The 11937-nt window shown below is 38.9% G+C and carries 8 protein-coding genes and 4 pseudogenes; 5 read left to right on the top strand and 7 right to left on the bottom strand.

Going from position 1 to position 11937, the window contains the following annotated elements; all coding sequences use genetic code 11:
* Window positions 1-424 (bottom strand): annotated as a pseudogene (locus OS138_RS01560) (N-acetylmuramoyl-L-alanine amidase); the annotation flags it as partial.
* A 72-nt stretch (window positions 425-496) separates the two neighbouring features.
* On the opposite strand from OS138_RS01560, the pseudogene OS138_RS01555 reads away from it, so the two are divergent.
* Window positions 497-673: pseudogene (locus OS138_RS01555) on the top strand (recombinase); the annotation flags it as partial.
* A gap of 175 nt (window positions 674-848) precedes the next feature.
* On the opposite strand, the gene OS138_RS01550 reads toward OS138_RS01555, so the two are convergent.
* From OS138_RS01550 to OS138_RS01540, 3 genes and pseudogenes are all read right to left on the bottom strand, one after another.
* A complete protein-coding gene (locus tag OS138_RS01550) occupies window positions 849-1418 on the bottom strand; it encodes a prevent-host-death protein (protein WP_002294835.1) in 570 nt (189 codons plus the stop codon).
* 73 nt (window positions 1419-1491) lie between these two features.
* Window positions 1492-1814, bottom strand: a pseudogene (locus OS138_RS01545) (hypothetical protein).
* 111 nt (window positions 1815-1925) lie between these two features.
* Complete coding sequence (locus tag OS138_RS01540) at window positions 1926-2780, bottom strand: hypothetical protein (protein ID WP_002346833.1); 855 nt, start codon at window positions 2778-2780, stop codon at window positions 1926-1928.
* Window positions 2781-3037: 257 nt separating this feature from the next.
* Here OS138_RS01540 and OS138_RS01535 point away from each other — a divergent pair.
* The 4 genes and pseudogenes from OS138_RS01535 (at window position 3038) to OS138_RS01520 (ending at window position 7230) form a co-directional block, all read left to right on the top strand.
* A pseudogene (locus OS138_RS01535) lies at window positions 3038-3981 on the top strand (AAA family ATPase).
* Window positions 3982-3994: 13 nt separating this feature from the next.
* A complete protein-coding gene (locus tag OS138_RS01530; protein ID WP_002323431.1) occupies window positions 3995-5068 on the top strand; it encodes a DUF58 domain-containing protein in 1074 nt (357 codons plus the stop codon).
* On the top strand, window positions 5058-5657 hold the full coding sequence (locus tag OS138_RS01525; protein WP_225596438.1) for a hypothetical protein: 600 nt from the start codon (window positions 5058-5060) through the stop codon (window positions 5655-5657). The genes OS138_RS01530 and OS138_RS01525 overlap by 11 nt, the downstream gene beginning before the upstream one ends.
* Window positions 5620-7230, top strand: coding sequence for a DUF4129 domain-containing transglutaminase family protein (locus tag OS138_RS01520; protein WP_185935437.1), 1611 nt, complete (start codon window positions 5620-5622; stop codon window positions 7228-7230). Before OS138_RS01525 ends, OS138_RS01520 begins: the two co-directional genes overlap by 38 nt.
* A gap of 111 nt (window positions 7231-7341) precedes the next feature.
* Here the strand turns inward: OS138_RS01520 and copB are convergent, their stop codons facing one another.
* The 3 genes from copB to copZ are packed head-to-tail and all read right to left on the bottom strand — an operon-like array spanning window position 7342 to window position 11928.
* On the bottom strand, window positions 7342-9513 hold the full coding sequence (copB, locus tag OS138_RS01515) for a copper/silver-translocating P-type ATPase CopB (protein WP_002346837.1): 2172 nt from the start codon (window positions 9511-9513) through the stop codon (window positions 7342-7344).
* 19 nt (window positions 9514-9532) lie between these two features.
* Window positions 9533-11719: a heavy metal translocating P-type ATPase gene (locus tag OS138_RS01510; protein ID WP_174129029.1), complete on the bottom strand. Its 2187-nt coding sequence runs from the start codon at window positions 11717-11719 to the stop codon at window positions 9533-9535.
* The gene (copZ, locus tag OS138_RS01505; protein ID WP_077940648.1) at window positions 11719-11928 is read right to left on the bottom strand and encodes a copper chaperone CopZ; all 210 of its coding nucleotides are present in this window, start codon (window positions 11926-11928) and stop codon (window positions 11719-11721) included. Before copZ ends, OS138_RS01510 begins: the two co-directional genes overlap by 1 nt.
* Window positions 11929-11937 lie beyond the last annotated feature (9 nt).

Raw genomic sequence — 11937 nt, 5'->3', positions numbered from 1 at the left:
GCCATCCAGCTACATGCAAGTTTGCGTTTTCGATTTCTCCGAACTGATCAATGTGGGCGTAATTTGTTCCATCTGTCAGCGTAGAATTTGCAGCACCTGCTCGAGTTGGATCAATTACTGGTTTATCCTCCGAAGTAGTTGGATTATCATCCGTAAAACCATGAGCCAAATCATAGGCTAGTTTTTCTTTACTTACACCCATTTCAGAAAGATAACCGTAAGGATCTGTATGATCGCCCCAAATATTTTGTGTTACCCATAAATGCGATTTGATTCCTGGTTGGTTATAAGGAGTGTCTAATGTTAATGGAATACCATATTTCATTGCTGAATCTCTTGCCAATTCAACGTATACTTTATAGTTCTTTTCAAAAGTTTATTTATCATGTGTGTGTTGTAACTCGATTTGCACAGGACTTTTGGCTCACGAGGTTGTCCTACTCTACATCTTGCTGATAGATATGCTGAAAGGAAAACACCAACATTATGTTTTGCTTTTTCAGCTAGAACGAGACAAGCAGGAATACCTTTAGAAGATATCAAAGATTTTTTAGGTCATAAAGATGTTTCCACTACACAAGTCTATGCCCATATTTCTCCCGAAGTGAAAAAAAGATCAATGAATCAACTAGAAAACTATATAGAAGAGCAAATAAAAAAGCACTCAAATTGAGTGCTTTTTTAAGCTCACTATCACTAAAACTATCACTAATTTTATTTATAAGCGAACATGTTTCTATCACTGATTTTTTAAATCTAGCGAAAAACCCTTATCTTAAAGGCGTTCGTTCAATTCTTTGGCAAGGTCTTCAAAGCCTGGCTTGCCTAGAAGTGCGAACATGGTTTTCTTATAGCTCATGTAGAAAAATTTTCTTGATGATGATTTTATCCATCAATTGAGATTGACTGTTTTGCTCTCCTATGATTTCAGCTATGATTGTCCGATTTTGCGGTTTTCTTCTTAACTGGTAGTTGATTTTCCCAGTTTCCATCAACTCGCTAAGCATATCCACGACTCCGCCAAATCCGGTCTTTTTCGTAATAAAACCTAGTGCTACCATTCGTTCATCTAGATTTTTTGCTGTAATCGTCACACCAGTAATGAGCGAGTGCTGTAATGTTTGGGCCAGCTCTTCCATCCCTTCAGCATTGGATACGACGGAAGCTGTTTTATTAATAGGTTCTTCGTTTATTTCTTTTGGTTCTTTCCTCTCCACTTTCACTGTTTGACGAAGGACATCTAGTTCTTGCAAGAGCGTTTCGTATTGTTCTTGGGTCAGCATCACGCCAGCTACTTTTTCACGATTAAATATATATACGCCAGTTCCCGCGTCTCGCGCTTGAGCAAATACATCCATCGGCGATCGTTTCACTTCTGTGATCGAAGATGTGGGAACTTCTAATTTCTTTAATTCCAATGGATTTCCTCCTTTACTAATCGCTTTTTATTATAGCACAGACTGACTTGTTTTGATCTTTTTTCCAAAGGTTTTATCGGTTTTTGCCTAACCAGTAATTGATATCGGTAAGAAGTCTTTCGATACCAAATGAAGGATGGTACAGATACGTTTTTTGATCTTCGTTATGGTCTAGTGGAAAAAAATGATCGGTGATCACTAGATCTGCATACCGAGGCGGCTTATTTCGAGTACATACATGTATAGAGATCCGTTTTCGATGTCTTAGCGTTTTGTTCAGTACCCCAGCAAGTCTTCTTGCTTCTTGGTGTTCATAGCGAAAAAAAAGACGATTTTCACTTCAGGAGGGTGGACATCTAAATACCCTCGTTCCTGGAGTGTTTTCAGTAAAAGCATCCCCCACTCTACTGCGGGGTGTGCAAGTGCTTGTTGGATCGCTAGCCGAAATTGATATAGTTTATCTTTGGAATTGGGAAATTTTTCTAATGTTTCCTGATAATAACGAACTTATTCTATCAGCCGGTCATGGATACCAATTACGTAACGAAGCCATTCTTGGTAAAGTACTTTTGTCAGCTTTGATTTGTTTTCGCTCTCAAATTCGCTATTCAGCCAAAACAGCGAATCAAGCTTTTCAGTCACAATCGTCAATTTCCGATAGTCTTGTGTCTCTTCTATCCGTTTCCACCGCTTTTCAGTAATCTGGTTACAGCTCAAGCGCAAAATTGCTAGATAATTTTTTTCTTTTATTGGCAAAATCTGCTCCTCTCTAAATAGCAATTCAGGAAACAATTCAAAGAATAGTGTTCGACTGTCTCCTAAAATCTCGATTTCTGCCGGATCCTTTCTTTGCTTCAATAATTGGATGAACATCTCAGAAAAGGACTGCTCTCCATCATCTGCAAAAAAATGCGGAAAATCTTTCAAAAAGCAAAACAGCAGATATCTTACTTTTCTTTCTGAACCAAAGATCTGTGCTTTTTTATAAGAAAAAGAAAGGTGGTACTCGCCAAACCACTTTCTCAATCGCTCTTGCGTAGAACGATCGTACTTCTGCTCGTAAGGTTCATTCAATAGCAGATTTTTCAGTAAACAAAACGGGGGTGATTGGATCAGAAAAACAAACAAGAGATAAGGTTCGCTATATCCTTGATCATAAACTAACTGAACGGTTTTCTTATGAAGAATCAGCTGAATGGGACAGTCGCTTTCCGCCAAACGTTTCAGATGCCGATCCACTGTTTTAACATCGATTTTCAGTTCTTCAGCTAAATCAGCTTTTCGCCATATCAAATCTTTCATTAGATTGATTAGTGAAAATAAATTCTGTGCATTTTTTGATAATAGTTTTTGCCATCTCATCGATCATTTCTCACCTGATTTCTAAACATATTGTTTGATCAAAATGGGTTCACTCCTAAAAAGATAAAAAACTCCCTTTCTATTTATTTAAATACGCAAATCTTCCTCATTATTTTTTATTTTACTCAATTTAATCGTATTCTCATTTCAAAACGAATGTACTTTAAAAAAACATAATAAGATCACTTTGCTTGTAGGATGTATTCCCTTCCATTACAATGAAATAAATAGCGATTTTATGAGAAGGTGATGTGAAAATGGAAGAAAAAATAGAAGAATACAAACAAAAAATCGATCAGTTGATACAAGAATTAGAAAAAGCGGTCATCGGCAAACGTTCAACTATCCAATTGATGATCGTGGCCCTATTAGCAGGTGGTCATGTCTTATTCGAAGATATTCCCGGTGTAGGTAAAACGTTACTGGTCAAAGCACTAGCAAAAGCTGTACAGGGAACCTTCAGCAGAGTCCAATGTACTCCTGATCTGCTGCCTAGTGATATTCTTGGTTTTTCCGTATACAATTCACAATCAAAAGAGTTTGAATTTCGTCCGGGACCGATCTTTACCACGATCTTGTTGGCAGATGAGATCAATCGTACGACTCCTCGTACTCAGTCAGCACTTTTAGAAGCAATGGCCGAGAATCATGCAACGATCGACAACAATACATACCCTCTAGACAATCATTTTTTGTCTTAGCTACGCAAAATCCAATCGAGTACGAAGGAACATATCCTTTGCCGGAAGCACAGCTCGATCGTTTTTTATTCCGACTACAAATCGGTTATCCTTCTTTTGATGACGAACTTTTGCTACTTTTGGATAAATTCGAAAAAGTGTTGGATAACTTAAATGAAGTATTGAACAGTTATGAAATAGAAGAAATAAAAACAAATGTGGCGAATGTCTTTGTCAGTCCCTAAGTGGCATCTTATGCCTTGCAGTTAGTGTCAGCAACAAGAAGTCATGCTGCCATCCAGCTTGGCATCAGTCCACGAGGAAGCCTTTCCTTTATTCAGGCAGCAAAAGCTTATGCTTTAATCCATGGGAGAAATTACGTCACGCCCAAAGATTTGCAGGATTTAGTTCCTTACGTGTTTTCCCATCGCCTGATTTTTTACGATCGTTCATTGAAGGAAGACGAAAAGAAACAAATCATTCATACTCTTGTTGCACAAATTCCTATTCCTGTGAGGTAGATTGAGGTAGACAATGGAAAAAATCAAAGATTATTTCATTAATTTTGTGTTATTTCTGGTATATTTCATCATTGTGCTTTTTGCTCTTGTATTCAACAATTCTTTAGGCTGGTTCTTGTTGGCCTTTTTTACTCTTTATGTATCATGGAGCTTGATTTCATTAAGCAGCTTTCTAAAGAAACTTTCGGTTACTTGTACATTGCAGCCACTCGTTTATCGCAAAAAAAGTATGCAGGTTATTTTTTCCATAGCAAAAAAGAGAACTTTTTCTTTACCTCTCCCTCGTTTACAAATCGGCTTCCCAGCAATCTTTGCAGAAAAAAAACAAGAGATTTTGATTCTTACAAATAAACCGCAAGAAGTCCAATTGCTTTGGCAGCCAAAAGAAAGAGGATGCCATGAAACATTAACTGTCATTTTTACAGCCTATGATAGTCTAGGACTTTTCAGAAAAAGTGCAAAAAGAGAGATCTCTTTTCCTGTGACTGTTCTGCCTGCTTTTTGTAAGATTCAAGCAGAAAAATTACAGAGAGTTCTGGAAAAAAAACAGCAGCTGAACGCGTACCAAAGAGGTCTTGATTTTCGGGAACATCGCGCTTATCGTCCAGGTGATTCTTTCAACCGAATCGATTGGAAATTGTCTGCTCATACTCAAGAGTGGTTATACCGTGAATACGATTATCAAGAAGAAGAATGTTCTCCTCTTTTTTGCTTTTGGGGTTCGCCCAGTCCAAAATTTGAACCTCTGCTAGACTTGTATTTTTCTTTATGGCATTTGAGAAAAGAAAAGCAGCCGGAACTTCTGATATTAGGCAACCGCGCCTTTCATGGCAAAGACCCCGGTCATACCTATTTTGCTTCTTTGGAAGCTGGCGATGAGAAAGCTTTTTTCGCACACTTGAAAAAATATGCAAAAAAACAAATCGTCCTCTTTGTTCCTGAGAATTCTCCTGAAGTCTCAGAAGCTATTGAAACATTGTCAAAAGATCGAACGGTTTATCTTGTTTATTTCGTAGAAAAACAACTCATGGTCCAAGAAAAAGACAAGATATGTTCATTGCCAGGAGGTGAATGGATTGACGATTAAACGGGAAAAATGGCTGCGTGGCGTTTACTCCTTTGTGATACTAGGTGTAGGTGCTCCGATATTTGTAGTAGCTAATCAATTGCAAAACAGCTACCTTCTTATCCTAACTATTGGTGTCCTATGCCTTATTGTCTGCTGTATTCCTAAAAAATGGGTACGTTTGCTGCTTTCTTTGCCAGTAATGATAGGTTGTTTGTTTTTATATTTTCCTTCGAAGACATTTTCCATATTATGGATCTTACAGTTTTTTTCGTCAGTCACAGAGGAATTCTTCCATCTATCCCAAGGTAAACTTTATTATTTGCCAGAAAAGACAGCTTTTTTTTCTCATAATGTTGCTGATCTATTTATTTATTACATTGACCGTGGATTACGACTATTGGTACGCACCCTTTCTTTCTTTGATGGCTTACTTCATGATGCTTACCGTTTTTCGGAAAAAAGATTTACTGTACGAAATGATTGCGGTAGTAACTGTTTTGTTCGTGTATCTGGCAGCAAGGCAATTTTTCTCCATCCGGTTGTTGTCGGGAAACACTCGATTCCAGTCATTGACTACAGTTCTGCTTATTTGTTTCTTAACTTTTAGCGCTATCTTGCCTTTATATCTTCCGAAAGTACACCAATCTCTCGAGGAAACGAGTGAACCGATCCGAGAATATCTTAATGATGAAGGGCTTTATGACACACTCCATGAGTATCAATTAACCGGAAGTGCAAGAACAGGCTTCAGTGAGAATGATGAACAGCTTGGTGGACCTTTATATGATAATGGCGAAGTTGTTTTTACAGCGAACCAAAAAGGAAATGGCTATTGGAAGATCGAAAATAAAAATCATTACACCGGTTCTGGATGGATAGAAGATCAGGACGCACCCATCCAACCAATCCAAGAATTCCCTGTTGACATCACGAGCTACCAAACCGTTATAGAAGACAAAGAAAACATTACATTGACCCTAAAAAAACAAGCTTTCTTACCTTATCCTTATGGAAATACTACCTTGACTGATTTTTCATTAGCTAGTGGACAAACGCTTTACTATTTGCCTGAAAGCCAGCGATTCATTCCTGTCCCGAATGAATCGACACGTTCTGCAACTTTACAAACAGAAAGGTTAGTTTTTACGAGAGAAGAATTAAAAAGCAGTCAGTTAAAAGCTGATGATTTAGAAAATCAGCAGACAAATCTTCAATTGCCAAAAAGTTTGCCTAAACGTATTGAGGACTTGGCGGTCGAATTGACCAAAAATGAAGCAACTTTAATTCGTAAAGTCGAAGCTGTCGAACAGTATTTAAAAACAAGCGGAAATTTCCGCTATTCCAAAACGGATACCGGGCATACTCCGAAAGAACACGATTATGTGGATTATTTCCTCTTTGATTCAAAAGTCGGCTATTGTGACAACTTTTCAACTTCTATGGTCGTCCTTCTTCGAACACTTGGTATCCCAGCTCGCTGGACAAAAGGTTTTACAAATGGGCTCAGAACAGGCACAGATAATCAAGGGAATGAGGAATACAGCATTCTCAATAGTCATGCTCATTCTTGGCCAGAGGTATACTTTCCTGGATTTGGCTGGCTTCCATTTGAACCAACCCCTTCATTTGCCAATCCAATGGGTTCACAACCAGTTGCTGAAACAACCGAAACCGTCCAGCCTGCTATCGAACAACCAAATGAAAGCGAAAATATGGCAGAAACTATTTCCAGTGAGAGATCTGAGGTCATTCCATCAGAAGAAACAACACTCACACCAGCTTATAAAATCGTCTTATTCAGCCTTGGAGTGTGTTTATCCGTCTTGTTGTTCTTTCTATTGTTATTCAGAAAATCTCTGCGCTGGACAAGTTATCTTATCTATCTTCATTTTTTTGCTTCTACTAATACGATTGCATATCAAAAACTTCTTAACCCTTTGGAAACATTGGTACCGCGCAAACCCGCAGAATCTTTGCAGGAATATAGCCTGCGAATAGAACAAGAATTCAAGCTAGATCTGCGTTTCATTCGATTAACTACTCAATATGAAGCAGAAATATATGGACGACAAGCAGATCCGGTAAAATTCGATAAAAAAACCTATTTAGAAATAACGCATATAATAAGAAAAACGGTATACAAAAAAATTCTGACAAAAGGGAGCCGCTTCAAAAAATAAGATAAAATTTCTGGAGAATCTACTTCTGGAATGCCGAGAATCAGCTGATTGAGTATCGATTACTCGAAAAAAAGGTTGTGACACGTTTTTTGTCACAACCTTTTTTCATTATTATTTGATTTTCAATGTCAAAGCATTTAGAGCTACAACTACCGTACTTAACGACATCAAGACAGCACCAACTGCTGGACTTAATATGATACCAATTGGCGCAAGAATTCCGGCTGCTAGCGGAATTGCAAGAATATTGTAACCTGCCCCCCACCAGAGGTTCTGGATCATTTTCTTTCGCGTTTGCTTGGCTAGATCAAGAAAATGCAAAATATCTTTTGGATCGCTGTTTGTCAATACGACATCCGCAGAATCGATTGCGATATCTGTCCCTGCACCGATTGCCATCCCGATTGAAGCACGGGCTAAACTTGGCGCATCATTGATCCCATCACCCACCATGATTACTTTTTTCCCTTGGTCAAGGTATTTCTGGACAACAGCTTCTTTATCATCTGGTAATAAACCGTCATAATATTCTTCGATCCCTAAATAATCTGCTACTGCTTGGGCAGCGTTTTTATTGTCACCAGTAAGCATGACAGGAGTGATTTTTCTTTCTTTCAATGTTCGGATAAATTCTTTTGCTTCTGTTTTTACTACGTCACCTAAAGCAACGATTGCAGCTAGATGATTTTCTAAAATCAGGAAGCTGATGGTATTTCCTTGTTCTTGGTAAGGTTTCAATAATGCTTGTTCTACGTTTAATCCGAGACGCTCAACTTCTTTTTCATTAACTATTTTCACTTGTTGTTTTTTGACTGTTGCCTCTAGCCCGACTCCTGAAAGATTTTTTAGATTTTCAGCTTGATAAGGCTTGATTTCATGTTCTTTCAAATAATTCATAATGCCAACAGCCAATGGATGATTGGCATTCGCTTCCAAGGCTCCTAGATATTGAAGGATTTCATTTTTATTGAACGCATCATCAAGTACTTCGACACCCGTTACAGTAAATTTTCCTTCTGTTAGTGTTCCTGTTTTGTCCAGCATGATCACATCTAGATCATTGGCTTGCTCCAGTGCACTGCGGTTTTTCAAAAGTAATCCGTTTTTAGCTGCTATTGATGTGGAGCGAGCAACAACTAATGGGATAGCTAAACCTAGAGCATGAGGACAGGCGATGATAAAGACTGTTACCATACGTTCTAATGCATTAGGAAGATCTGTTAAGAACAACCAGGCGATGAATGCCAGGATACCCACAATTAATGCGACATAAAACAGCCATTTTGCCACTTTGTCAGATAATGACTCTAGCTTGGATTTTTCTCCTTGTGCTTTTCGCACCATTTCCATAACCTTCGCTAGATAACCATTTTCACCAGTTCCAGTTACTTCGATTTCGATCGTTCCATCCCCATTGATAGAACCGCCAATCACTTTGTCATTGGCTTGTTTTTTGATTCCTCTTGATTCGCCAGTCACAGCTGATTCGTCAACAATTGTTTCACCTTTCAAGATTACACCATCTGTTGGCATTTTATCACCAGACCGGACGATCAAACAATCACCTTCGTTTACTTCTTTCAATGAAACTGTCTCTTCTTTTCCATCTTTCGTCAAGCGTTTCACTGATTCTGGCAGTAATTCTGCTAGTTTTTGTAAAGCATTGCTGGCATTCGACACAGCATTCATTTCAATCCAGTGACCTAGTAGCATAATAACGATCAAAGTAGCCAATTCCCAGAAGAAATCCATGACGTGTGTATGTGGATTGAGCAGATTTGCGATAAACGAATAGACACTATAAATATATGCAACTGTAATCCCCATCGCGATCAGTGTCATCATAGCAGGACTTTTTTGTTTCAATTCCATCTTAGCTCCACTTAAAAATGGCTGACCGCCATAGATAAATAGTATAGTTGCTAAGATCAATACGAGCCAATCAGAACCAGGAAACGTTACTTGAAATGGAAATTCCATTCCCATCATTGGTGAAAAAAGAATGATTGGGATAGCTAGGATAAGCGATAGCCAAAATTTTTGTTTGAAATTCCCCATGTGCATGGAATGATCCATGCCGCCGTGTTCGTGATCCATGTGCATCGAATGGTCCATTTGTTTGCTGTTTGCTATATCTCCATGGTTATGTCCCATGTGCATGGAATGGTCCATCTGGCTATGGTCATGTTTCATCTCCATCTGTTTTTCATGAGATTCTGTACTTTCTTTGTTTACTACTTCTTTTTTATGTTCATGTTTTTTCTCCATATCGTTCCCATTCATTTTTACTCCATCCCTTCTCTTACTTTTTCATGTGTCGATTTAAGCTCAGGGAGTTCAACAATACACTGACGGAACTAAACGCCATCGCTCCTCCTGCAATGATTGGATTCAAAAAGCCTAATGCAGCAAAAGGAATACCAATCGTATTATAGATAAAAGCCCAGAAAAGATTTTGTTTGATTTTTCTCAATGTCACCCTAGACAACTCGATTGTTTGAGCAATGGATGCCAAACTGCTATTCATCAGTGTCACATCGGCTGTTTCCATCGCGATGTCCGTTCCACTTCCCATTGCCATACCAACATCAGCTAATGCTAAGGCCGGTGCATCATTGATTCCATCGCCTGCCATACCGACTTTTTTGCCATCTTTCTGAAGTTTTTCTACGTAGGCTGCTTTATCTTCTGGAAGTACTTCAGCAAAGATATGCTTTGGGTCAATACCAACTTGTTTACCAATCGTTTCGGTTGCCAGTTTGTTGTCTCCTGTCAGCATAAAAACATCTAATCCTTTATTCTGGAGCTGCTTGATTGCTTGTTTGGCTTCTAGTTTGATTTGATCAGCCACGGCAATCAACCCGATCACTTGCTTTTCATCAGCTAAAAACATGACTGTTTTTCCCTGCTGTTCTAATTCTAACGCGTGTTCTTGGTATTCATCAAATGATAGGTTCAATTCAATTAATCGTTTACGTGTACCCGCAAAATAGCGTACTCCGTTAATCATACCGCTGATTCCAGCACCTGGGTGAGCTGTAAAATCAATCATATCGTATGTTGCTGCTTCTTGCAGTTTTCCGTATTCCACGATTGCTTTACCTAGTGGATGTTCAGAAGCTTGTTCTAAAGTATAAAAAATAGATAGGACTTCTTTTGAACCGACTAGATCTGTAACTTTGGGCTTTCCTTCTGTAATCGTTCCAGTTTTATCCAAAACAATGCTGTCTAAGTGAGCAGCTGCTTCTAATGCTTCTCCGCCTTTAATTAAGATTCCGTTTCGTGCGCCAACACCCGTACCTACCATAATAGCTGTTGGAGTCGCTAAACCTAATGCACATGGACACGCAATGACTAATACAGAGACACTATGGATCAATGCGAGTTGCCAATCACCAGTGATCAAACCTGTAGCTACGAGCGTGATGAACGCGATGACTAATACGATTGGAACAAAAATCCCTGAGATCCGATCTGCGATTTTTTGGATTGGGGCTTTGCTCCCTTGAGCATCTTCCACCATTTGAATGATTTGCGCTAATACTGTCTGCTTGCCGACTTGTGTGACTTTCATGTGAAGCAGACCATTCGTATTGATTGTCCCGCCAAAAAGCGTGTCATCCGGATTCTTTTCTACAGGAAGATTTTCACCAGTAAGCATACTTTCATCTATCGCACTGCTTCCTGAAATAATTCGACCATCTGCTGGAATCTGCTCACCAGGACGGATGACTAGTTGATCACCAACGACTACTTCTTCAATCGCTAACGTTTCTTCTTTCCCGTTTCTTATCACTTGGGCGGTTTTTGTTTGAAGAGACATCAATTGTTTGATTGCATTACCTGTTTTCGTTTTTGCTGTATGTTCCAAATATTTGCCGAGCAAAATCAGCGTGATGATCATACTGCTGCTTTCAAAATAAAGATCTTGGGGGTGTCCACGGAAAAATCCGTTGTAAATGCTCAATACAAAGGCAGCCGATGTTCCAATTGCTACCAATACATCCATATTTGGTGCTTTCGTCTTGATTGCATGGTACGCACCTTTATAAAAACGAGCACCGACATAAAATTGGACAGGAGCAGACAGCACTAACTGGACGATTGGAAAATGAAAAAAGTGAACAATCGCCGCATGGCTTCCTAACATCATAGCAATCATTGACAACATCAACGGCAAAGTCAAAACCGTACTCAATATAAGATCGAATAGCATTTTTTTCAAATACGCTTGCTTTTCTTCTGCAATTTTTTGTTTGTGGGCTTCATCGTACAAAATTGCACCATAGCCGATGTTTTCTACGCTTTGGATTAATTTTTCAGTGGTCGTCCCTTCATATTTGACACTTGCTTTTTCAGTGGCCAAGTTGACTGTGGCATTGACCACACCAGGTTGTCCGTTCAGCTCTTTTTCGATTCTAGCAGAACAATTTGCACAAGTCATACCTGTAATGACGAACGTATCCATTTTGGTTTCTGCTGTTGCCATCAAATCACCTCTGCTTTATAACCCAATCCATTGATTGCTTGACAAATCTTTTCGGATTGAACTTTTGTTTCATCAAACTTGACCGTACCGTTTGCTTTTTTCAAATTTACTTTCACTTTTTGCACGCCGTCAAGTGCGCTTACTGTTTCTTCTACTCTTGCTACACAATGATTGCAGCTCATACCTTCGATTGAAAATTGTTGTTTCATTTTTTCTTC

It is taken from the genome of Enterococcus sp. E5-37 (genome assembly GCF_035726925.1).
Classification (GTDB): Bacteria; Bacillota; Bacilli; order Lactobacillales; family Enterococcaceae; genus Enterococcus_B; species Enterococcus_B faecium.
Note: the sequence above shows the minus strand (reverse complement) of the source record. Positions and strands in the feature narration are given on the sequence as shown.

Bases quoted from the DNA above. Each gene is read 5' to 3' on its own strand.
- OS138_RS01540 (WP_002346833.1), bottom strand. From the start codon at position 2,780: ATGAGATGGCAAAAACTATTATCAAAAAATGCACAGAATTTATTTTCA.
- OS138_RS01530 (WP_002323431.1), top strand. From the start codon at position 3,995: ATGGAAAAAATCAAAGATTATTTCATTAATTTTGTGTTATTTCTGGTA.
- copB (WP_002346837.1), bottom strand. From the start codon at position 9,513: ATGAATGGGAACGATATGGAGAAAAAACATGAACATAAAAAAGAAGTA.
- OS138_RS01510 (WP_174129029.1), bottom strand. From the start codon at position 11,719: ATGGCAACAGCAGAAACCAAAATGGATACGTTCGTCATTACAGGTATG.
- copZ (WP_077940648.1), bottom strand. From the start codon at position 11,928: ATGAAACAACAATTTTCAATCGAAGGTATGAGCTGCAATCATTGTGTA.